Origin of the sequence: Undibacterium parvum, from assembly GCF_003955735.1 — a bacterium.
GTDB classification, from domain to species: domain Bacteria; phylum Pseudomonadota; class Gammaproteobacteria; order Burkholderiales; family Burkholderiaceae_D; genus Undibacterium; species Undibacterium parvum.
On record NZ_CP034464.1, the window covers coordinates 961,214 to 983,431 of the forward strand.

The following is a 22,218-nucleotide window of genomic DNA, read 5'->3' on the forward strand; positions in this document are numbered from 1 at the left end:
TATATTTTGGCACGAATTGTACATATTTAGGCTTGTTCTGCAATTATAAAAAACCTCGCTGGCTCTATAATAATTCAATGGTTATCAATAACAAATTGCTAAACACGTCGAATTAAGTAGAGTTATATTATAAATATATTCCTACCTGATATGGCACACAATATCGATTTAACCTAAACCAAGCAAGAAAATAATTACAAGTAAAAAATTTTCGCAAAGCATAAAAATGCTGTTTTTTTGTTTTAGCGTGAAAATTTCAATGCTGCATTGCGATAAGTGCTGATTCGACATTTATTTTTCTTTTTTTTGAATGTCAGTCCTTGCATTTGAATTACCCATAATAAAACTACTGGAGACACCTGTATGAGAAATACGTCCTACATTCACCGCTTTCCGCTGACAGCACTAGCTACCGCTGCCATTCTCACACTGGCCAGTTGCGGTGGCAGTGACAGTCCGAACACCAGCACTACGCCGACACCGCCTGCCGCAATAGAAGTCATCGTCACTGCCGCGCAGATGAATGACAGCGACATGAGTAATATCCTATTCCGTCTGAAAGAAGGCTCGACGCTGGTGCTACCAGCCGGAAAATTTCAGTTTGATCGTCCTTTAATCATGAACACCCACGGTGTCACGATTATAGGAAAAGGCAACGGCACCAATCCTAGTATCGATACGATTTTATCGTTTAAGGATGCCAGTTCGCGTAATGGCTTGCAGATCAGTAACGTCAAAACGGTTACCTTGAAAAATTTTGCCGTCGAAGATGCGGCTGGTAATGCTGTATTTGTCTCCGCTTCGACCAATGTGACTATGGATGGTCTGCGGGCCGAATGGATGATCAATCCTACCCTGACTTCGAAAATGGCTTATGGCTTGTATCCGGTTAACTCGGACAATATCATCGTCAAAAACTGTAAGGTGATAGGCTCTGAGGATGCCGGCATTTATGTCGGCCAATCACAAAATATTGTGGTCAGTAACAATGAAGTGTATCTAAACGTGGCTGGCGTAGAAATAGAAAACTCGCTCAATGCCATCGTCGAAAACAATAATTTGCATAACAACACCGGCGGCGTCTTGGTGTTTTCACTGCCAGGCACCTATCGCTTTAAGAAGGGCTCCGGCGTTCTAATACAAAACAATAACATCCACGATAACAACACCCCGGTGGCCGCCAATGCCTCCGGCTTTGTGACCTCAGTGCCACCCGGCACCGGCATCATGGTATTAGCTGCCGACGATACAGAAATCAGAGGCAACATCATCAAGAACCACAAAACTACCGGTATTTTGGCACTGAGCTATCAGACCACGGGTTTCACCATCAACGATCCGGATTACAACCCCTTTATACACAGTCTGTACGCGCATCATAATACCGTCTCAGAATCGGGTTATGCACCAGGCGGTGCCTTCAATACCGACCTAAAACCTGTAGTGGACGGCTTGTTTGCGCAGTTAAGCGCGGCTGGACTGCCAGTGCAAATGCCCTATGGCATATGGGACGGCATCCTCGATCCGGCAAAAAGCACAGGACTCATCCCTCTGCCGGGCATGGGAGGCTTGGGCATAGGCGGGGTTGCCAGCGATAGCAGCCGCATTTGCATCAAAAACAACACTTCCTTAGACACTCCGTTTATCGACAAAGTGATCTCCTACGAGACCTTAGATCTTAATTTAATCGGATTAAAACTAGGTGCATCGGTGCAGGCTGGAGAAACACCGCCGGAAGCGATTGCCGGTATACCGACCGAATACTTGCAGCCGACCTTCCCTTCGTCACCACGCATGGACTGTCAGTTGACGCTGCCAGCGATTCCAGCTTTTCCCAAAATTAATTAAGCTCTTTTGAGCCAGCAACAAAGCTCATACGTATGACACGGAAGTCCCGCACTTCCCATCCAATTTTTGCTCGTTAGGAGTTAAGACCATGAACTACAGATTAAAATTTTATAAAACCGTACTATTAAGTAGCGCGATACTTCTAAGCAGCATACTGACAGGCTGCGGCAGCTCCAGCACTAGCGACACTGCCGTCCCAGGTTCAGACATCAAGGTATTCGATCGCGCCAATGTGCCGGATAAATTATCCAGCTGGAATTTACTGCAGAGTGACGGCAAACTGATGAAACTCAATCTGGCCACCGTGCCTTATGATTTGAACTCGACTTTGTTTTCCGATTACGCCAGTAAATTGCGCAGCATCTACGTCCCTAAGGGCGGCAAAATCACCTATAACGGCAATGGCGCAGATCCCTTTGATTTTCCTAACGGTTCGGTCATTGTTAAAACTTTTTACTATCCGAAAGCCAGCGCCAATGATGCCAGCTACATCGGTGCGCAAGCGGTCAGCCATCAAACCGTGCAAGGCGATAGTCTGGACTTGAGCAAAAACCGCATGATAGAAACCCGCCTACTGGTAAAACAAAGTGATGGCAGCTGGATGGGATTGCCGTATGTGTGGGACGACGAGCAAAAAGAAGCCTACTTAAAAATTGGCGGTGATGTCAAAAAAGTAGAGTTAGTCAGCAGCGATGCCTCGCATCAGAAAATTAGCTATAAAGTCCCCAGCGCGCAGCAGTGTCAGCAATGTCACGCCACAACTTCAGCCGGTGGCGGTGCCATTTTACCGATAGGCCCGAAAGCACATGGCATGAACAAAACCTATGCGTATGCCAGCGGAGTCAAGAATCAGCTAGATAATTTGAACGACCTGGGTCTGTTAAGTGGCTACATCAATTCGGCAGCGGCACCCAAAGCGGCCGACTGGACTGACACCACGCAAACCCTGGATGCGCGTGCCAAAGCCTACTTAGACGCCAATTGCGCGCACTGCCATTCGACCAGCGGCCAAGCGCAACAAAGCGGTTTACTACTCGGCTTTAATCAAACCGCCAATCCTTTGGTGGACGCGGTAAAGCGCGGCATCTGCAAAAAACCTTTGGCCTACGGCGGTCCTGGCTTACCTTACCAATACGATATTGTGCCGGGTTCACCTGAGACCTCTATCTTGTTGTATCGCACTAGCCATACCGACTCAGAAGCAGTGATGCCAGTGATAGGTCGCGCCTCTAACCACGTCGAAGCCAACGCCATGTTAAGCGAGTGGATCGCTGGCATGAGTGCGGCAGAATGCTCCGCGCCATAAGCAGCTAATAAGTAACTGATAAGCCAATTCGGGGCGCCACTGCTATGTAAGGCAGTGGCGCCCCGCGGTTTTTATATGCAGCGCAGGAAATATGCGCGCTGGCAGGGCAATCGGCCCACCCCACGGCATAGAGAATACCTTGCAGCGCCAATCGGGTATTCGATGACAGCTACAGCAGTGCACCGCAAAGCCTTATCCAAAACATCATAAACAGTTTAGCCAGCGCCGCTGCGGTTGAGTTTCGCCCCCCTATCCCGTATACTTCAGCGCGCGTGACACAATCACTGCGTTTGATACTGGCGGCAACAACCCGCTGCTTTTGTCTAGATTTGTCTGGATTTATTTTTGTTTTTGCCATGTTTCCCCCATTTTTTTCGCCCATTTATTTTTAATCTTTTTACGCGATGCATTGTCACCCGCCCTATCCGGTGTGTGATCTCCACCGCGCGGAGCCATAAGCATGACCGCCTTTGTATTTAACGAAATCAATTTCGACAACCACGAACAAGTAGTGTTCGCCTCAGAAGCCAAATCCGGCCTCAAAGCCATCATCGCTATCCACAACACCAAACTCGGCCCTGCCATGGGTGGTTGCCGCATGTGGAATTACGCCACGGAAGCCGAAGCGCTGCGCGATGCTTTGCGCCTGTCGCGCGGTATGACCTACAAAAACGCGGTCGCTGGCCTGCCTATCGGTGGCGGCAAAAGCGTGATCATTGCCAATCCAAAAACTGACAAAACCCCGGCCTTGTTTGAAGCCTTGGGTGAAGCCCTGGAACGCCTGTCCGGCCGTTACATCACAGCAGAAGACGTCGGCACTAGCCCGTCTGACATGGCGTATGTCGCTGGCAAAACCAAGTATGTCGCCGGTCTGGGCGATCGTGGCGATCCATCCCCATTTACCGCACTCGGTTGCTTCGTCGGCGCCCAGGCTGCCGTCAAACATCACCTCAAACGCGATAGCATGGAAGGTTTGGTCGTCGCATTGCAAGGTCTGGGCCACGTCGGTTACGACTATGCGCGCCAATTGCACGCTGCCGGTGCCAAGCTGATCGTTGCCGATATCGACCAGGCATCACTGAAACGCGCGCAAGAAGAACTGCATGCAGAGGTAGTCGGCATCAATGAGATCTACGACGTGCAAGCCGACATCTACGCACCATGCGCTCTGGGCGCCACTTTAAATCCAGACACGCTGTCGCGTCTGAAAGCGAAGATCGTCGCCGGTGCTGCTAACAACCAGTTGGCCACTGCCGACATGGGCGAAGTGTGTCGTCAAAAAGGCATTTTGTACGCACCCGATTTCGTCATCAATGCCGGTGGCATCATCAAGGTCTGCTACGAGTACATGAACACGCCGGAAGACGGCATGGACGCCCACGTACGCCGCATCGGCGAGACGCTGGCAGAAGTGTTCGCGCGCGCCGACAGCGAAGGCTTGCCGACCAGCGTGGTCGCTGATCGCATCGCCGAGGCGCGTTTCAAGAACTAAAGCAAACGCATTAAAAAAAGCCCGATAGCGCACAGCGCTATCGGGCTTTTTACTTTGCGGCTTAATAAAGAGATATAGCACCCTGCCCAAGGCGCATATCCGATGCGGCTTAGCGGCCAGGCAGGCTGGAAACCCGCATGGAATATGCGCGCTGGGCCTATGCCTTAAAAATTTATGCAGAGTAGTTGCTACGCGGCAGCAAGCCTGAAGTTGATGCTAGTGCTTCGCCCCGCTTAAGGTCTGAGCTCATAGGCTAATAAGCTGGTGTATTCCGCCTCACCGTATTTCTTGGCCATGACCTGTAATTCGCCCTCAATTTTAGAGCTGAAATTGATTGAGAACTCTCGTTCTTGCCTGCCCATCTCTATCCAGAGATTGCTTTGTACCAGAGCGATTTTTTCAAATACTTCGGTGTTGATCTTGAATTGATAGGCCTGATCGAGCTTCAATTGATACTCCAGCGGCGCAAGCTGGATCGCAGCCACGTGATACGGCAAATCAAAAGTGTGCACAAAACTGCCAGAAAAATCGGATTTTTTGGCGGTATTCCAGGCCTCGCTGGCGGAGATATCGTTATGAAAAAACGTCGGTTGTATCAACGGTAAAGCTTCAAATTCTTGTTGCGACAAATGGGGCGTGCGCTGCAATTGCCAGCGCTCTTCTGCTGGTAAATGACTAAACACAAATTGCTCTGGTGGCGCCAGAAAAAAAGTTTCTGAGAGTACTTTGCTGTACTTGCCTTCTTTGACATAACCAGCACCCCAGGTGGCATCAATCATGCGCCACTCGCCATCTACTTTGATCGCATTCCAGGCGTGATTGGGCTTCTCGAAATGGGTGCCCTGTACCGTTCCGTAAGACTTGGCATAGCCAGCGATGCTCTTCACCTCCAAACCGGCCTGGGTGGCTAATTCTTCGAACAAGGCAGAAAATCCACCACATACGCTGACCCGCTTTTGCAAGACCTCGGCGCTGGACATGCTCTGCACATTTCCACTTAAAAAGGCATCCACATCGTAAGTGATGCGATCACTGATCCAACGATAAATCGCCCGTACTTTTTCAGTGTCGCTGTGTAAATCCTGCACCAGATAAGTGGCCAGTGACTTGCTATTGGCCTCAATCTCGGAAGGGGTCGCCAGCGCGTGGGCGTCGATGGCGGCGCGTTGCTTTTCACTCACATCGTGGGCACTGACGTTGGCACTGAGGCAAAGTGCAGTAGCAAGCCAGGACGCCGACAAAAACCGATAAGAAGACATGAGGGACTCCTGCTGAATTCAAGATTGAGGCCAAAAGCCTTTTGCAGGCGACCAAACAAATCAAGGCGCCACCTGAAAAGTGTGCCTCACGGCAAGTATTCTGGTCAATTGAAATTTTTCTATGAAAATAAATTTTAGATAGGAATAGCCAGAGCCTGCGCTTTAGGGCAAGCTGACGCCCTTCACAAAAAACCACGAGAGCGCACGATGACGCGTCAAAGTTTCCGGGCTGATTTATTAATGTTGTTTATTGCCATGATCTGGGGCTCGACCTTTGTGGCGCAGCGTTTAGGCATGGATGCGGTGGGGCCGTTTTTTTATTCGGCGTCACGCTTTTTGTTAGGGGCTTTGCTGTTATTACCTCTCATCTATTATCGTAGTGCGCCAGAAAACGCCAGTAGCGAGAGTCTGTGGCGCGATGGCGCCCTGCTCGGCTTGATCATCGCTGTCGGCATTAATCTACAACAAGTTGGCCTGCAATTTACCTCGGTGGCGAATGCTGGGTTCATCACCAGCCTGTACGTGGTGATCGTGCCCATCATAGGCTTATTCTTACGCCACAAAATGCATACTGCGACCTGGGTCGGGGTTGCTTTGGCGGCAATTGGTATGTATTTTTTAAGTGTGCAAGGCGACTTCGTCGTCGCCAAGGGTGATTATCTGCAATTGCTGGGTACGCTGGCTTGGGCCGCCCATGTGATCTTGCTATCAGCCTTATCCAAGAAACACGATCCTATACGTTTATCGGTGGTGCAATTTTTTGTATGCGGTATCGCATGTCTGATCTTGTCGTTAATCTTTGAAAATCTGGCATCGCAGCACTTGGTGCAGGCGCTGCCGGCTATCTTGTATGGCGGTGTGCTGTCGGTGGGGATAGGCTATACCTTGCAAGTGGTGGCGCAGCGTAACGCCATCCCTTCCCATGCGGCGATCATCTTTAGTATGGAGTCGGTATTTGCCGCGCTCGCTGCCTGGCTGGTGCTTGGTGAAACCTTGAGCGCACGGGCGATCTTTGGCTGTGCCCTGATGCTGGCGGGCATGTTGATCGCGCAACTGGTGCCGCTGTATCTGCAAAAAACCCCGCCTAGCGCGCCACATGCCCAATGAAGTCTTTATTGTGCATGCCATCAACCTGGCTATTTTTAAAGCGTGGTAGAAAATTCGCCTTTCTATTACAATGAGCGTCCTTGTTACGCCCACTTTGATCTAACTGCCGTGCAAAACCGCCGCCGTTCACCTGCTTATTTCACTGCCATTTTTCTGGCATTGCTACTGTTGTTTACGCAACAGATGGGGTTTGCGCACGCCATTTCGCATCTGTCTGATTTCAGTTCCAGCAGCGTTAAAGTCAAACAATTACCTACGGAACAAGTCTGCGACCACTGTTTGGCATACGCCCAAGTCGGCTCTGCGCTCAGCAGTGATGCAGGTCTTTTCAAGGCCACGCCACTGGCCGCGGAAGTTGCCTTGCCCAGAGCGACACCAACCTATGTCGCCAGAACCGTCTGCGTATTTCAGTCACGCGCCCCGCCGCAAACACATTAGCGCTATCGATAGGCTAAGCAGTGCCCGCGGCTTACGCTGCTGCTTAGTTTTACGCTCATTAAACTTTTGCTCAATTCAAGCACCACCACCAGCGCAAAAATCTGACATCTCATACTCAGTAAATCGTTTACTGTTGAGAAGACGAAGGCGAAGGTGTTGTGCTAATCGCGTATCAGTTTTTTTCTCACGCACCTGAGAGAATATGCTCACACACCATTTTTCTGTATTGACGCCTGTCATCAGCAGTGCCAAACGCGCGCTGCTGGCTGGCTTCCTGGTCTCAGTATTTTTGCTGGCGCAATGCACAGGATTTTTCCACAGACTGGCGCACCCGACACCTGCTAAAGCGCAAGTGCACAGCATCAGCAGCGCACAGTCTGGCGATGTAGATCTGCGCCATTCTTGCCTCTTGCTGGATGCATTGAGTCTTGCCGCCGGCTTAGTGACTAGCGAGCTAGCGCTAGTCACTAAGCATCTTCATTACAATTTGGGCTTATCACCGGCGCTCTTAATCTGGCTGGCTCAGCCACAGATTTACTTTCTTTCGCGCGCGCCACCGCAGGAAATAGCCGATTTCCCTTAGCGCCATCGTCATTTATTCTAAATTTCAAAAGTATTCTTCAGGATTTTATATGTTATTTCAACGCACTTTATTGAGCCGTATGATGCTCACCGCAATGGCCACACTCGCAACTGCTAGCGCTGTCAGTGCCTATGCACAATCGAACTCAGTGAGCACCGTCACCGTCACAGCAAACCCTCTGGGCAAAGATGAGAATATGCAAATACTCACACCTGCGACGGTACTCTCTGGCCCCGATTTGCGTAGTAAGCTTGGCAGTTCACTAGGCGAAACTTTGAGCAGTGAATTAGGCGTGACCGCCTCCGGTTTTGGGGCGGGGGCATCTCGTCCTATCATTCGCGGCTTGGAAGGGCCACGCGTCAAAATTTTACAAAATGGCATGGCGGTGGCAGATGTCTCTAGCCTGTCCAACGACCATGCAGTCGCAAGCGAAAGCGCAACTGCACAGCAAATCGAAATTTTACGAGGCCCGGCAGCGCTGCTCTACGGTAGTGGTGCCATCGGCGGACTGGTCAACGTCGTTGACGGTCGCATCCCCAGCAGCCTAAGCAAAGAACTCAATGGCGAAGCTGAAGTCCGCTACGGCACTGTCAACCAGGAAAAAAATGTCTCTTTCTTCCTCGATGGTTCCAGCGGGAATATTGCGCTACATCTGGACGGTAATTTTCGCGATACCAGCAACTATAAAATCCCTGGGCTCAGTGAGTTAGGCAATCCGGCCTCCGAACGCGGCACGCTAAGCTCAAGTTTTACGCGCGAATCAAGCCTGGGCTTGGGCGCCTCACTGATACAGGCATGGGGTCATGTCGGCGCTTCGGTACAAACCATGGATGACCATTACGGTATTCCGACGGCAGAAAAATCCTTCATCGATTTAAAACAAAACCGTTACGATTTCGATGCGGCCATCAAGGCACCGATTGCAAACTTCGATCTGCTCAGCATTAAATTGGCGTCGAGTGATTACAAGCATACCGAAAAGCAAGAAGATGGCACGCCCCTCACCAATTTCAGTAACAAGTCGCTAGAGTCACGTATTAGCCTAAGCCATAGCAATTGGTCTGGTTGGGATGGCAACTGGGGGCTGCAAACTGAAAACACTGATTTCTCTGCGCTATCGGCCAGCACCGGGCGTTCTGATACCGTACCAAGCACGAAATCAAGTTCCCTGGCCGCCTTCTTAGTTGAACAACGCAATTTTGGCGATGTATTGGCCAGCGCAGGAGCCCGGATAGAAAAAATAAAACGCACACCAGAAGCACAATACGCGCTACCAAATCGCGAGTTCACACTCAATTCCGGTTCGCTTGGCGCTCTTTGGACTTTCAGCAAAGGCTACGGTTTTGGCACTAGCCTCTCGCTTGCACAAAGAGCACCGACAACGGAGGAGCTTTACTCAAATGGTCCGCATGAATCAACCGCCACTTTCGACATAGGCAATAACAATTTAAAAATCGAGAAATCGCGCAACCTGGAACTGAGTCTACAAAAGACGTCGGGCATAGTACGCTGGAAAATCAATGCGTTTATCAATAAGGTCGATAACTATGTGTATGGCAATGTCAGCGACCTACGCTTAGCCGAGGATGGTAGTCCCGACCCAGACGGCGAATTCACCCAACGAGATTGGAAACAAGCGGCAGCAACGATACGAGGTGGCGAGGCTGAAGTGAGCTACAACTATCATGGTGAAGGCTGGTCTGCACGTGGCTTTGCAGATACATCGCGAGGCACTCTGGACAATCTGGGAAATTTACCTCTGCAAGCGGCCAATCGTCTTGGACTCGATGTAGGCTATAAGCAGGCGGGCTGGAAAACCACCTTAAACGTTTTGCACGCACAAAATCAAGATCGGCTTGCTAGCTTCGAGCATTACCTGACACCAGCCTTTACCAAGTTAGACCTCAGCGTTGCCTACTCGCATCCTTACTTAAATACTCAGGTGACCTGGTTTATGCAAGCAAAAAATTTACTCAACCAAGACATACGCTTAGCCACCTCGGTATTAAAAGAAACGGTGCCACAAGCGATGCGCGGATTGATCATGGGCGTCAGAGCAAGTTTTTAAGCTAATGGGCGAGTCGCACTGTAAGGCAAGTAGATTAACGCTCTCTGCCGGACTAGTGCGCTAGCCTTGCGCTAAGTCATGGAACTGTCGCGCGCTTAGGCTTAAGCTAGCGACAGTGCAATTTCGTCAAATCAATAGGCCGGATGCGCATAGCCCATGCGGGCTACAGACCAGGCAGGCTGGACACGCATAGTCCATGCGCCCTAGCGGATAGGCAGGCTGGAAACCCGCATAGAATATGCGCAATAGGCCTGCCTCTAAAAAATATCTCTATGAAAATCACCGTACTCTTCCCCACCAAAACCGAAGCCAGCCTGTTTCATGACGAGACAGTCACCAGCATCGTCTCCGGGGTAGGCTTAACCGCCACTGCGGTGGCCACGCTGCGCGCCATCCAACAGCAGCAACCCGATGTGCTGATCTTGGCTGGCATCGCAGGCATGTACACCCATGCGCCATTTAAGATAGGCGATGTGTTGCTGGTAAAAAGTGAAGTCGAAGGCGATCTCGGCTTCTTTACGCCGACAGGTTTCGTGCACATGGCGCACCTGCCGCTGGAGATGGATTTCGAACGCCGTCATACCCTGCACTGTCCCTACCTGCCAGAAAATCCACCATTCCCTCTGGCCCGCAGTGCCTCACTGAACGCTGCGATGGCAGCCTTCATCGACACCAGCGAACTCGACATTGAGAACATGGAAGGTGCGGCTTTTTTCCACGTTTGCCAGCAAGAGAATCAGCGTTTTCTGGAATTGCGCGCTGTCTCCAACCTGGTCAAAATTGGCGACGACCAATGGGATATGCAGGGCTCGGTACGCGCCATGACGGACGGCCTGCATCAGTTGATTGCCCTACTCAGGAATTAAATAAAAAACCGGCGAAAACTAGACGACCTTGCCATCCACCAGTTCTATGATGCGGTCGCAGCGTTTCGCCAACTCCATATTGTGCGTCACCATCAGGAAGGTGGTGCCGTTTTCTCGATTGAGTTTGCGCATCAGCTCAAAAATGGCATCCGCCGATTTGGTATCAAGATTGCCGGTAGGTTCATCGGCCAGTATCAGCGGCGGGTTCAACGCCAACGCACGGGCAATTGCCACCCTTTGCTGCTGACCGCCAGAGATATTGCTGACCAGACTGTCCTGCCACTGCGTCAAGCCCACCTGCCCCAGCAATAGCTGCGCGCGTTCGCGCATACTGTCGTCTGGGCTGCCACGCTGCATCAGCATAGGCATCATGACGTTTTCAGTTGCCGTAAATGCCGACAGCAGATAATGCGACTGAAACACAAAACCAATCGCCTCGCCGCGCAAACTGGTCACATGGGCTTCATCGAGGATGCTGGTTTCCTGCCCGGTCAGATAAAGCTTGCCGCTGCCGGGTCTGTCTAGCAGACCGATAATATTGAGCAAGGTACTTTTGCCCGATCCTGAGGGGCCGATCAGCGCGACAAATTCACCCTTACGGATATCGAGATCGATATCAAACAAGACCTGGGTTTGGGCAGGCGTACCCACCGCATACGACTTACAGACTTTATCGAGGAGCAGGAGGGATTCAGCCACGGATCGCCACCACAGGGTCAAGACGGGCCGCACGTATGGCCGGTGTGGCGGCAGCTAGTAAACCAGTCAACATCGCAATCAAGGCACTCCAGAAAAACAGTTGCGGGTCCATCTGTATCGCAAACATAGAAGTACCATCAGGGTTCTTGGCAACCAGTTTCCATGCGGAGAGTAAGCCCATGGCAAAAGCAGATCCCATCAAAGAACCGAGCAAACCAACTAAGGCCCCCTGAATCAAAAAAATGCGCATGATCTGGCCGCGACTGCCGCCCATGGCGCGCAAGATTCCGACTTCTTTCTGACGCTGCACCACCGACACCACCAACACGCTGGCGATACCTGCCGCTACCGAGAGCGCGACAAAGATGCGTATCATCAGACTAGAGTAAGTCTGAGCTCGCATCCCCAGAAAAAACTGACTATTATTGGCGATCCAACTCATCGCATTTAAGCCTGTGGCATTGGCAATAGACTGAGCGATGACTTCGGCCGCATACGGATCTTGCACCGTTAAATCGATGCTAGATACCCCACCGACCATATTCAACAGACTTTGCGCGGTCGACAGTAAAACGTACACGGTACGCTGATTGGCGCCACGACTACCCAGATCAAAAATGCCAGCGATATTGAGGGTAAGGCTGGCACCTGCTGCGGTGGTTACCCGCAATTTATCACCTCGTTGCACGCCAAGATCTTCGGCTAACTGTATGCCTATCAACATATCGGTATTGGTCATGCGAAAGCTACCGACCACCATCTTCTCCGGCAACGGTACAATTTTGCTGTAGTGATCGGGTTCTATGCCGACCAGAGAGATGGCATTGGTCGCACTGCCACGCACCACCAGGGCAGGGCCGCTGGCAGCGGGCGAGACCGCCACCACATCGCTACGCGCCTCCATCTGATCGCGCACTTTTTGCCATTGATCGATAATATTCACGCGCTGCGATGGCTTTTGTACGGTAGACGCAATCAATTGTCCCGGCTCATTTTGCAGCACCATATTGGCCTGCTGCTTGGGTCGTTCCAAAGTAATATGCGGTTGTGAACTTAAAACACGCCGAAACAAATTGCCCTGCATACCGGCCAGCAGCGCCGACATAAAAACAATCACACCAACACCAATGGCGACACCGAGAATAATAAACAGCGATTGCAGACGCCCTTCGCGCAAGAAGCGCACTGCCACTATCCATTCAAACGGCAGCCAGCTATTCATCAGCGCCCCGCCTGTTTTTTCGCGACATCAGCGCGCACCCGGGCGCCTTCCAACACCGCACTACCGGTCGCAGGCAATACCAGATCGCTGTCCTTGAGACCGGCGAGTATCTCTGTGCTTTTGTCGCCAGACATGCCTAGCTTGACTACCCGTCGCACAGCCTTGCCATGCTCCACCAGCATCACCCACGGCTCTTTACTCGCCGCATCACGAATCGCCTCGACATTTAAAGACAGCGTGTCTTTGCGGCGCGCCACCTCGATCTCTACCGAGACCGTCATATCTTGCTTAAGAAATACCGGCGCCTCTGCCACATTGAGTTTGACATCCACCGAGCCACGTTGGGCGTTGATGCCAGGATTAATATAGGCGACCTGCGCATTAAATTTTTGCCCAGGATAAGCGTCGGCCTGCGCCAGAGCGGTTTGCCCCAATTGCAAATAACGTAGATTTTTTTCGTCAATTTGCACCAGTAACTGCGTCAGTCCCAGTGGTGACAAGACCATCAGCACTTTGCCCGGTTGTACCGTGTCGCCGCGTTCGACATCTCTTAATATCAGCACGCCATCAGCCACAGCAGCAATTTTGCTGTGAGCTAGCCTGGCCTGTGCCGCATGCAGATTGGCGCGGGCTTGCTCCAGCGCAGCGCTTGCCAACTGGTAATCGCTGCCGTTTGGCGTCGCCGATTGCAGTTGCAGCTGCACACTGCTGTGCTGGCTTTTGGCGATATCGAGATTACGCTGCACATCGTCGAGTTGCGCCTTGCCGATAAATCCTTGCGCCACTAGTTCACGCTGGCGCTCGTATTGTTTCTGAACATTGAGTAAAGTCGCTTGCGCCTGCTTCAAGGCTTGTTCCGCCATAGGTTGCGTCTGCTGGTGAAACTGCCTGAGCTTGACCTCCGCCTGGCGTAGCGCAGCAGCAGCTTGCTCCACGGCGGCTTGCTCATCGCTCGCTTCCAGTTCTATCAGCAACTGACCAGCCTTGACGGTCTGCCCTTCCTTGACCGGCACCGCCGCCACGCGCCCAATAATCTGAGTGCCAACATCAACTCTGGCCGGGGTCTCGATACGTCCGCTGGCCACTACAGTCTGTATCAGTTCGCCGCGCTGTAATTGAAACGCCTTCACTTTAACGCCTAGCACCAAGGGCAACAAAAAATACCCTAGCGCGGCCAACACAAGTACCCCGACTATCGTTATTGAGAGCCAAGATTTAAGAGTTCGCTTGCTGGCGAGAGCGTTTTCTGGCTTTGTAGTTACGGCTGTTGCGGTCTCAGTCATCTGCACATTTCCGGTTGATTTATTCCTGTCCCAGCTTAGTCTCCACCAAAGCTTAGACTGAAGATTTGATATTCAACAAACAATCACATACCAAAAATAAAAAGCCCGCAATCTGCGGGCTTTTTATTATTCAAATGACGGTGCTTAGATTTCCAGCAAGGCATTGATTTCAGCCAAATCCTGTTCTTTCAGGATACCGGCTGCGGCTTTGAGGCGCAGACTATTCATAATGGTGTCGTAACGTGCTTTCGCCAGATTCTGAAATGTGGTTGAGAGCTGCTGTTGCGCATTCAAGACATCGATATTTATCCTGACGCCCACCTGATAACCGAGCATATTTGAATCCAGAGCAGAGCGACTAGAGATCTCAGCGGCTTCATAGGCTTTCACCTGAGCCAGACCCGCCACCACACCGATATACGCCTGACGCGCGCCTTGTGCTGCCAGTCTGCGGGTGCTCTCCAGATCATTGCGCGCCTTGTCTTCCAGTGCAATACTTTCCTTGACACGGCTATCGGTAGCAAAGCCAGAAAAAATCGGGATATTCCACTGCACGCCTATGGTATTTGGCTTGATCACGCCAGTCGGGCCATTATAGTTTCCACCAGTGGCTGTGCGTGCGCTACTGGCGACCAGATCCACGGTAGGGTAATGTCCGGAGCGGCTCTTGGAAATTTCACGCTGAGCGATTTCGACTGCCACTTGCGAAGCCACTACGCCAAAGTTTTGCTGCTCTGCCGACTCCACCCATTTCTCTATGCTCTCTGGCTGAGGTGCGGCAAGTTGGCTCCCTTTTTTCAAGCCAGCCAATTCGTCTTTCACATCGCGGCCGATAATTTGCATTAAAGCTGCGCGTTTAATCGCAACATCGCCTTGACCAGCAAATTCTTGCGCGGTGATCAAATCAAAACGCGCTTGCGCTTCGTGACTGTCGGTGATGGTCTGGGTACCGACTTCAAAGTTGCGCTTGGCTGAAGCTAATTGCTCAGAAATAGCGACTTTTTGCGCCTGCAAAGTCTTTAAAATATCTTTCGACGCCAGCAAATCAAAATACGCCTGGCTAACTCTAACGATCAGATCCTGCTGCGCTTGCGCAAATTGGGCGTCGGTAACGACTACCGACAATTTACCCTGTTCATATTGCTGCCAATTGGCCCAGCGGAACAAAGGTTGCGTCAGAGCCAGAGAATAACTATTCGTGTTGTAGTCAAAGTTACCCGAGCGCCCCTGATCCGGCGTGACGTCTAGTTTAGTGCGGGTATCACTACCGCTTAGTCCGACCGTAGGCAGCAAACCGGAACGGCCTTGCACCAGTTTTTCTTGCCCAGCGCGCTGTGAAGCACGTGCACTACCGTAGGCAGCATCATTGGCAAGCGCATCTTTGTAAATCTGTAGTAAATCACTGGCACCGGCATTGAGCGACAGAAAAGCACTGGCAATCAAAGTGGCAATGAGGGAATTTCGCATGGAATGCTCCGAAAGTAAGGTGACAAATTACTAGCGCTGTTTTGTACTATACAAAACAACTTAAATTTACTCATAAAGACTGAGGCAAAATAATACCGCTCAGGCCAGATACAGCAGAGGGAGTACTTCTACGACAATCAGGCTAATACTAATAAGTAGGCATGCTGTTATCGACTTGTTGCGCCCACGCATGGACGCCCCCAGTCAAATTAATCATCTGAGCAAAACCATTGCGCTCAAGAAAATTAGCCACCTGCATACTGCGCCCACCATGATGACAAATGCACACTATCACGCTATCAGGGTCGAGCTCCTGCATACGCTCCGGCACTGTCTGCATAGGCATCAGCTGGACATGCGGGATATGACAGGTCTCATACTCCCAAGGTTCCCTGACATCTAACAAAATCAATGGATTTTTTGTAGGATCGACCAGTAGTGCGGCTAATTCGGGAGCGGTGACATGTTGCATGAGCTTATTCCGGTAACATTTTTTGAATTGCTGATTGGCTTTACTTTTACTTTAGAAAGTAAAAGTCGATTCGGGCACGGCTTGCGACAAGGCCTGCACTGAAGTTTCAAATAAGTTCTTGGTATTGAAAAATAATTCAGACTCGCGCGTAATCAATTGCGCGCTCATGACCGGCGCCTTTCCTATGAAGACAAACATGCGACCAGCCACAGCCAATTGCTGCTTCAAGAGTTCGGGGATTACTTCGAGCGAGCCGCACACCACGATGGCGTCATAGCTAGAGCCTATCTTGCCTAACAGAGCATCGCCCCAAATCACATCAACATTAAAAATACCCTGACTTTGCAGATTGTTTTCGGCAAGAGCTTTCAATTCAGGAATAGCCTCAGCCACAGTCACTTGGCGCGCTTGATGCGCCAGCAATGCAGCCAGATAACCACTACCCGCGCCGACCACCAAAACGTTTTCACTTTTTTTGACGGCAAGATCTTGCAAGATGCGCGCTTCCAGTTTCGGCGAGAGGGCCACCGTACCACCCGGCAGCGGTAATTCTGTATCAAAAAACGCCAGACTCTTTTGATCGTCCGGGAAATAGTCTTCGCGTTTAACCGCAGCTAACAAAGCCAAGACCTCGGGAGATGAGACATTCCAAGGGCGGATTTGCTGCTCTATCATGTTGAAACGGGCTTTTTCGATATTCATTTTAATGACTCGCTAGGTGTAAAACTAAATTGTTGTAATGGAAAACATCCCGCATTTTATCAAAGCGCGTCACTAGTTTGCTTATTTCCAGTCCATTTTCGCTTGAACCACTGCCCCAGATCATCCAAATAGGTATAAATCACTGGAACCACGACTAAAGTAAGCAGCGAGGAAGTGATAATCCCACCGATTACCGCTTGCCCCATCGGTGCGCGCTGCTCTGAGCCTTCGGTCAAGGCAAACGCCAGCGGCACCATACCAAACACCATCGCCAGCGTGGTCATCAGGATAGGCCGCAGACGGACATGGGCCGCCTCCAGCAAGGCCTCGGTACGCTGTTTACCTTCCTTGCGCACCTGATTGGCAAAGTCGACCAACAAAATCGCATTCTTGGTCACCAGACCCATCAACATAATAAAACCTATGATAGAGAACATATTCAGCGTAGAACGGAAAAACATTAGCGCCAAAAACACACCGATCAAGGTCATAGGCAAGGCCGACATAATCGCAATCGGTTGCAAGAAGCTGGCAAATTGCGAAGCTAAGATCATGTAAATAAAGATCACCGCCAAAGCCAGTGCCGATAAGGCATAGCCGAAAGACTCGGTCATATTTTTAGTAGCGCCACCCATCTTGTAGCGATAACCGGGTTGCCACTGCACACTATCCAGCACTTTTTTCACTTCGGCACTGACTTCACCGGCAGAACGCCCCACCACGTTGGCCGATAACTCAACCTCGCGGGTCAGGTCACGGCGATTGATCTGGTTGGCGCCGGTCGACAAGCGGATGTCAGCGACCTGACGCAAGGGCACCATGCGCGGTGAACCGTCGGCATTGTTTTGCGAACTGGCCAACATCAATTTGGATAAATCATCTGCATTGTTTCTATCATTCGGTGATAAGCGTACCGAGACATCGTAGTTTTCATCATCCGGGGCGCGCCAGGTGGTGGCCGCCTCACCTGCCAGCAAGGGTCGTAAAGCAGCGCCTATTTGCGCCACACCGACACCAAGATCGGCACCTATATCACGTTTGGGGGTGACAGAAATGGTTGGTTTTTGCGCCTTCATGCTGGAATCAAGATCGACCACACCAGGAATGGCGCTGATGCGGCGCTGCACCTCTTCCGACAGTTTTGCCAGTTGATTCAAATCGGCACCTTGCAAGCTAAAGCGCAGATTTTTATTATCGCCACCGACACCATCCAAGGCACCGATATGCGTGACCGTGATACCAGCGATTTGCACCAGGCGGTTGCGTAAGGGTATCGACATCTGGCTAGTGCTACGCGTGCGCTCTTTGCGTGGCACCAGACGGATGAAGGTCGTCACATAATTTTTACCCTGAGCCGATCCGGTATTCACGGTGCTATAGGTGTCTGTAACTTCGGGAAACTCTTTGAGCACCGCCTCGACCTGATGCACCTTAGTCTCGGTCAATTCCAGCGAAGAGCCGACCGGTGTGTAAAAGGTGACGCCGGTTTCAGAGTAATCAGCTTGCGGCACAAACTCGCTACCGATCAAACCGGTGGCCGGTATCATCAAACCTGCCACAAAGGTGAGTACGGCAATTAAGAGGGTCTTGATACGATGTTTGAGCGACCAGCTCAAAATCGATTGATATAGTCTGGAGAACCATTGCACACCGCGCTCAAACTGCTCCAGCACCCAACCTATGGTGTGCGCGTAGATGCCTTTACGTGGCCCCTCTTTTTTAATTGCGTGTCCATGCGCATCGGGGTCTGGCCAGATCGAAGACAACATAGGATCGAGCGTAAACGAGACGAACATAGAGATCAGTACAGCGGCGGTCACGGTAATGCCAAACTGATGGAAGAAGCGACCGATAATCCCGCCCATAAAACCTACCGGCAAAAATACCGCAACAATAGAGAAGGTGGTCGCCAGCACTGCCAGACCAATTTCAGCAGTTCCTTCCAATGCTGCTGTATGGTGATCCTTAAACTTGCCGTTGACCTTCATGCCGGCATGTCTGACGATATTTTCACGTACCACAATCGCATCGTCGATCAGCAAGCCCACACACAGGGACAAGGCCATCAGGGTAATCATATTGATGGTAAAGCCGAATATATCCATAAACAGGAAAGTACCGATCAGTGCCACTGGCAAAGTCAGACCGGTAATCACAGTAGAGCGCCATGAATTAAGGAACAAGAACACGATCAAGATGGTTAATGCAGCGCCTTCGATCAGGGTCTTGCGCACATTTTCGACGCCAACGCGTATCTGACGCGAACCATCTTTAATGATCTGCACCTTCAAACCCGGGTACTGTGCTTTCAGCTGAGACTCCAACGCTTTTAAGGCTTCAGTCAAACCATCTGCCACTTCTATGGTGTTTTGCCCCTGCGCTTTTAAGATGTCCAAAGCCACGGTACGCTGACCATTGTGCAGCGCCAGACTCTCTTGCTCTTCTTGTCCGTCAACGATACTCGCCACCTGTGACAGCAAGACAGGTTGCGAGCCGCGCTTGGCCACCACAATGCGGCCGAAACCTTCTGGGTTTTGGATGCGCCCCTGAATTTGCACTACTTTTTCATTGTCCAGCGAGCGTATTGCGCCGGTAGGCAATTCTTGGTTTTCATTGCGCAGGGCATTGATGACTTGATCAACACTCAGGCCCAAGGCTTCCATCTCATTGGGTTTGAGGTAAATCTTGATTTCACGTTTGACGCCACCAACTAGCGTGACCGATCCAACGCCGCGCACATTTTCCAGGCGCTTCTTGACCAGTTGATCAGCGATGGCGGTCATCTCGCGGAAATCACGTGGTTTTACTTTATCGTCATTCGTTACCGAGACTGAAAAAATCGGCTTATCGGCCGGATCGTAGCGCGAGACCCGCGGCTCTTTGACTTCCTTACGAAATTTCGACTTAATCAACGCGACTTTTTCACGCACATCTTGCGCTGCCTGCGCCGGATCGACATTCAGATCAAACTCCATCACCACCACCGAAGTGCCTTCGTACGAACGTGAAGTCAAGGCACTGATGCCGTTGATGGTGTTGACCACCTCTTCCACCTTGCGAGTAATATCGGATTCGATAGTCTCAGGCGCGGCACCGGGATAATCGGTTTGTATCACCACCACCGGGAAAGTAATATCGGGAAACTGATCGACCCGCAAACGCTTATAAGAAAACAGACCCAAGACCACAAACGCCACCATCATCATGGTCGCCAGCACCGGATTGCCTATACTAATTCTTGTGAACCACATGGCTTAGCCTTTAGCAGCAGAGCTAGGCGAAATCAGCTTGACGGCAATGCCGGCTCGCAGACTACCTAAATTTGTCTTCACCACTTGCGCGCCTTGAGTCAAACCCGTCAGCACTTCTACGCTGGCGACACCAGCACTGTCACCGGATAAACCCAAGCTGACAGGTTTTTGTTGCAAACTATTATTCTCTATCACGTAGACGAAATTTTTACCGTCTTCATTGCGCACCGCAGTCTGCGGTATCAGCATGGCACCGGTCTTTTGTTCGACCACGATTTGCGCCTCACCAAACATGCCAGATCGTAAAACCCCATCGGTATTGGCAATCTGAATATAGGCCATGATAGAGCGTGATCCCAGCGTGGTGCCTGGGTTGATGCGGCTGACCTTGCCGCTCACCGTAGTGGCGACCCCTTCTATCTTTAATTGCACCGCCTGACCGATCTGTATGCTGGCAATATCCTGAGTCGGAACCGGGGCTTCCATCTCCATGACACGTAAATCGACCACTTCTAATAAACGGAAATCCGGTGAGACTTTCTCGCCCGGCTGCACACTACGACTACTGATCAAGCCAGCGATAGGCGCGCGGATGACGGTATCGGCCAAAGCCTTTTGCGCAACCGCCACAGCGCCTTTGGCGCTATCGACATTGGCTAAGGCAATCGCGTATTGATTTTTCGCATTGTCGTAAGAATTTTGTGAAATAAAGGCCTTATCGAGCAAGACTTTATTATTATCGCGCGCCTGTCTGGCGATCTCTAGCTGAGCATTCGCGGCCGCTAAACTGCCTTGCGCCTGTGCCAGGCGGGCATCGTAATCAACGGTATCCATCTTCACCAAGACTTGCCCAAGCTGCACCGATTCACCTTCGCGCACCAACACCTCGCGTACTTCGCCCGCTACTCTGGCTTTGACCTGGCCTTGATTGTAGGCACGCAAAGCCCCAGAGAGCGTTAACAATTTACGCACATCACCACTGCCGATCGTCACGATATCGCTTGGTAAAAACTCCAGCACTTGCGCCGCCACCGTCACCGCGGCTTGCTTCGCCGCTGCTTGCGCACCAGCGTCAGCGGTTTTTTTCTTCATCAAGATAATGCCTGCAGCTACCAGCAGTAAAAGGGCAACGATCCAAATTCCACGACGCTTAAGCATGCTGATCCATTCGATAAAAAAAGCCTGAGTTAATTTAAAAATCTCAGGCTAAAACTTCACTAAACAAAAAATTACGGTAATGGCAGAAATTCTGACGCTACTGCAGTCACATCAAGCTTTGGCGTTAACCAACAAGCCGTGCGTCGCCATTTCTATGTATTGCTCCAGATAGGCATCCAATTTATCCGGCTCTATCTGGCATATCCCCTGCGAGTGCTTCCAGATCATCATCATGATCATCGGTGCGATCAAAATACGCGGCGCGATTTCCAGATCCAAAGGACGCACCTCACCGCGCGCCATGCCGCGCTCCAACATGGCAGTAATGAGTTTGTCGCCCCGGTCTATCACCTCTTCTTGATAGAAGCGTGCCAACTCAGGGAAATTACCCGCCTCGGCGATCATCAGCTTGGTCAACCCGGATAATTTAGTGTTGCCGATTCTGTCCCACCAGGTGGTCATCAATAAGCGCAACAATTCGGCACTGGTACCGGTAAACTGGCCTATCATGCCCTCGGCCTCGCCTATCATAGGAATCACAGATTCGCGTACTACCGCCTTGAATAATTCTTCCTTACTGCAAAAATACAAGTACAAGGTGCCTTTAGAGACCCCTGCAGCACGCGCCACATCATCCAGACGGGTCGCGGCAAAGCCACGCTCGACGAAATGATCGAGTGCGGCAGCGAGCAACTCTTGTGGCCGGGCATCTTTGCGACGCTCCCAGCGGGGCTTAAAAGGGCAGATCATTATGAAGACTCAATTAATAACTCATGAGTCAGTAATGTAAACATCTGCGCCCACTGCGTCAAGTCAGCGTTGTAATGCACTCCCCCCACAAACCGGCACCTGCGTCTGTTAAACAACAATTTCAAATGCCAGCGCACACTATAAAGCCTGTCCTAAGGTCAGGGTCAAGCAGGAGAAAATAGGCTGAGAGAGAGTGTGTAAACAAGGATGGATACCCTGCATGGAATATTCTTCAAATTAAATCCAA

General features: G+C 51.0%; 19 protein-coding genes. 8 read left to right on the forward strand and 11 right to left on the reverse strand.

Features of this window, described 5'->3' with window-relative positions; translation table 11 throughout:
- Nucleotides 1–363 precede the first annotated feature (363 nt).
- Together EJN92_RS04100 and EJN92_RS04105 are read left to right on the forward strand one after the other, a co-directional pair.
- On the forward strand, nt 364–1,848 hold the full coding sequence (locus EJN92_RS04100; RefSeq protein WP_126126646.1) for a parallel beta-helix domain-containing protein: 1,485 nt from the start codon (nt 364–366) through the stop codon (nt 1,846–1,848).
- Between the two features lie 88 nt (nt 1,849–1,936).
- Nucleotides 1,937–3,154, forward strand: coding sequence for an SO2930 family diheme c-type cytochrome (locus EJN92_RS04105; protein WP_126126647.1), 1,218 nt, complete (start codon nt 1,937–1,939; stop codon nt 3,152–3,154).
- 169 nt (nt 3,155–3,323) lie between these two features.
- On the opposite strand, the gene EJN92_RS04110 is transcribed toward EJN92_RS04105, so the two are convergent.
- Nucleotides 3,324–3,536 carry a hypothetical protein gene (locus EJN92_RS04110; RefSeq protein ID WP_170174865.1) on the reverse strand — a complete coding sequence of 71 codons (213 nt, stop codon included), beginning with the start codon at nt 3,534–3,536 and terminating at the stop codon, nt 3,324–3,326.
- 78 nt (nt 3,537–3,614) lie between these two features.
- Here EJN92_RS04110 and EJN92_RS04115 point away from each other — a divergent pair, with 78 nt between their 5' ends.
- Nucleotides 3,615–4,646 (forward strand): Glu/Leu/Phe/Val family dehydrogenase, encoded by a 1,032-nt coding sequence (locus EJN92_RS04115; protein ID WP_126126649.1) that lies wholly within the window; start codon nt 3,615–3,617, stop codon nt 4,644–4,646.
- A 233-nt stretch (nt 4,647–4,879) separates the two neighbouring features.
- On the opposite strand, the gene EJN92_RS04120 is transcribed toward EJN92_RS04115, so the two are convergent.
- The gene (locus tag EJN92_RS04120) at nt 4,880–5,905 is read right to left on the reverse strand and encodes a transglutaminase domain-containing protein (protein ID WP_126126650.1); all 1,026 of its coding nucleotides are present in this window, start codon (nt 5,903–5,905) and stop codon (nt 4,880–4,882) included.
- A gap of 207 nt (nt 5,906–6,112) precedes the next feature.
- On the opposite strand from EJN92_RS04120, the gene EJN92_RS04125 reads away from it, so the two are divergent.
- The 5 genes from EJN92_RS04125 to EJN92_RS04145 all read left to right on the forward strand — a co-directional run bounded on the left by EJN92_RS04125 (nt 6,113) and on the right by EJN92_RS04145 (nt 10,967).
- Nucleotides 6,113–7,012, forward strand: a complete 900-nt coding sequence (locus EJN92_RS04125; RefSeq protein WP_126126651.1) for a DMT family transporter — start codon at nt 6,113–6,115, stop codon at nt 7,010–7,012.
- A 42-nt stretch (nt 7,013–7,054) separates the two neighbouring features.
- On the forward strand, nt 7,055–7,450 hold the full coding sequence (locus EJN92_RS04130) for a hypothetical protein (protein ID WP_126126652.1): 396 nt from the start codon (nt 7,055–7,057) through the stop codon (nt 7,448–7,450).
- A gap of 202 nt (nt 7,451–7,652) precedes the next feature.
- Nucleotides 7,653–8,033 carry a hypothetical protein gene (locus EJN92_RS04135; protein WP_126126653.1) on the forward strand — a complete coding sequence of 127 codons (381 nt, stop codon included), beginning with the start codon at nt 7,653–7,655 and terminating at the stop codon, nt 8,031–8,033.
- Between the two features lie 49 nt (nt 8,034–8,082).
- Nucleotides 8,083–10,101 carry a TonB-dependent receptor gene (locus EJN92_RS04140; RefSeq protein WP_126126654.1) on the forward strand — a complete coding sequence of 673 codons (2,019 nt, stop codon included), beginning with the start codon at nt 8,083–8,085 and terminating at the stop codon, nt 10,099–10,101.
- A gap of 272 nt (nt 10,102–10,373) precedes the next feature.
- The gene (locus EJN92_RS04145; protein ID WP_126126655.1) at nt 10,374–10,967 is read left to right on the forward strand and encodes a phosphorylase family protein; all 594 of its coding nucleotides are present in this window, start codon (nt 10,374–10,376) and stop codon (nt 10,965–10,967) included.
- Between the two features lie 18 nt (nt 10,968–10,985).
- On the opposite strand, the gene EJN92_RS04150 is transcribed toward EJN92_RS04145, so the two are convergent.
- The 9 genes from EJN92_RS04150 to EJN92_RS04190 form a co-directional block, all read right to left on the reverse strand.
- Complete coding sequence (locus EJN92_RS04150) at nt 10,986–11,666, reverse strand: ABC transporter ATP-binding protein (protein ID WP_126126656.1); 681 nt, start codon at nt 11,664–11,666, stop codon at nt 10,986–10,988.
- Nucleotides 11,659–12,888 (reverse strand): FtsX-like permease family protein, encoded by a 1,230-nt coding sequence (locus tag EJN92_RS04155; RefSeq protein ID WP_126126657.1) that lies wholly within the window; start codon nt 12,886–12,888, stop codon nt 11,659–11,661. The genes EJN92_RS04150 and EJN92_RS04155 overlap by 8 nt, the downstream gene beginning before the upstream one ends.
- Nucleotides 12,888–14,171: an efflux RND transporter periplasmic adaptor subunit gene (locus EJN92_RS04160; RefSeq protein ID WP_126126658.1), complete on the reverse strand. Its 1,284-nt coding sequence runs from the start codon at nt 14,169–14,171 to the stop codon at nt 12,888–12,890. Before EJN92_RS04160 ends, EJN92_RS04155 begins: the two co-directional genes overlap by 1 nt.
- A 144-nt stretch (nt 14,172–14,315) precedes the next feature.
- Entirely contained in the window at nt 14,316–15,638 is a 1,323-nt protein-coding gene (locus EJN92_RS04165; RefSeq protein ID WP_126126659.1) for a TolC family outer membrane protein, read from the reverse strand.
- Between the two features lie 148 nt (nt 15,639–15,786).
- Nucleotides 15,787–16,110 carry a rhodanese-like domain-containing protein gene (locus tag EJN92_RS04170; RefSeq protein WP_126126660.1) on the reverse strand — a complete coding sequence of 108 codons (324 nt, stop codon included), beginning with the start codon at nt 16,108–16,110 and terminating at the stop codon, nt 15,787–15,789.
- 51 nt (nt 16,111–16,161) lie between these two features.
- Nucleotides 16,162–16,812, reverse strand: a complete 651-nt coding sequence (locus EJN92_RS04175; protein WP_126126661.1) for a protein-L-isoaspartate O-methyltransferase family protein — start codon at nt 16,810–16,812, stop codon at nt 16,162–16,164.
- Between the two features lie 59 nt (nt 16,813–16,871).
- Nucleotides 16,872–20,063, reverse strand: coding sequence for an efflux RND transporter permease subunit (locus EJN92_RS04180; RefSeq protein ID WP_126126662.1), 3,192 nt, complete (start codon nt 20,061–20,063; stop codon nt 16,872–16,874).
- 3 nt (nt 20,064–20,066) lie between these two features.
- Entirely contained in the window at nt 20,067–21,221 is a 1,155-nt protein-coding gene (locus EJN92_RS04185) for an efflux RND transporter periplasmic adaptor subunit (RefSeq protein WP_126126663.1), read from the reverse strand.
- A gap of 111 nt (nt 21,222–21,332) precedes the next feature.
- A complete protein-coding gene (locus EJN92_RS04190; RefSeq protein ID WP_126126664.1) occupies nt 21,333–21,971 on the reverse strand; it encodes a TetR/AcrR family transcriptional regulator in 639 nt (212 codons plus the stop codon).
- Between the last annotated feature and the right edge of the window lie 247 nt (nt 21,972–22,218).

Bases quoted from the DNA above. Each gene is read 5' to 3' on its own strand.
- EJN92_RS04135 (WP_126126653.1), top strand. From the start codon at position 7,653: ATGCTCACACACCATTTTTCTGTATTGACGCCTGTCATCAGCAGTGCC.
- EJN92_RS04180 (WP_126126662.1), bottom strand. From the start codon at position 20,063: ATGTGGTTCACAAGAATTAGTATAGGCAATCCGGTGCTGGCGACCATG.
- EJN92_RS04125 (WP_126126651.1), top strand. From the start codon at position 6,113: ATGACGCGTCAAAGTTTCCGGGCTGATTTATTAATGTTGTTTATTGCC.
- EJN92_RS04120 (WP_126126650.1), bottom strand. From the start codon at position 5,905: ATGTCTTCTTATCGGTTTTTGTCGGCGTCCTGGCTTGCTACTGCACTT.
- EJN92_RS04185 (WP_126126663.1), bottom strand. From the start codon at position 21,221: ATGCTTAAGCGTCGTGGAATTTGGATCGTTGCCCTTTTACTGCTGGTA.
- EJN92_RS04165 (WP_126126659.1), bottom strand. From the start codon at position 15,638: ATGCGAAATTCCCTCATTGCCACTTTGATTGCCAGTGCTTTTCTGTCG.
- EJN92_RS04190 (WP_126126664.1), bottom strand. From the start codon at position 21,971: ATGATCTGCCCTTTTAAGCCCCGCTGGGAGCGTCGCAAAGATGCCCGG.
- EJN92_RS04170 (WP_126126660.1), bottom strand. From the start codon at position 16,110: ATGCAACATGTCACCGCTCCCGAATTAGCCGCACTACTGGTCGATCCT.
- EJN92_RS04145 (WP_126126655.1), top strand. From the start codon at position 10,374: ATGAAAATCACCGTACTCTTCCCCACCAAAACCGAAGCCAGCCTGTTT.
- EJN92_RS04115 (WP_126126649.1), top strand. From the start codon at position 3,615: ATGACCGCCTTTGTATTTAACGAAATCAATTTCGACAACCACGAACAA.
- EJN92_RS04140 (WP_126126654.1), top strand. From the start codon at position 8,083: ATGTTATTTCAACGCACTTTATTGAGCCGTATGATGCTCACCGCAATG.
- EJN92_RS04175 (WP_126126661.1), bottom strand. From the start codon at position 16,812: ATGAATATCGAAAAAGCCCGTTTCAACATGATAGAGCAGCAAATCCGC.
- EJN92_RS04155 (WP_126126657.1), bottom strand. From the start codon at position 12,888: ATGAATAGCTGGCTGCCGTTTGAATGGATAGTGGCAGTGCGCTTCTTG.
- EJN92_RS04110 (WP_170174865.1), bottom strand. From the start codon at position 3,536: ATGGGCGAAAAAAATGGGGGAAACATGGCAAAAACAAAAATAAATCCA.
- EJN92_RS04105 (WP_126126647.1), top strand. From the start codon at position 1,937: ATGAACTACAGATTAAAATTTTATAAAACCGTACTATTAAGTAGCGCG.
- EJN92_RS04100 (WP_126126646.1), top strand. From the start codon at position 364: ATGAGAAATACGTCCTACATTCACCGCTTTCCGCTGACAGCACTAGCT.
- EJN92_RS04160 (WP_126126658.1), bottom strand. From the start codon at position 14,171: ATGACTGAGACCGCAACAGCCGTAACTACAAAGCCAGAAAACGCTCTC.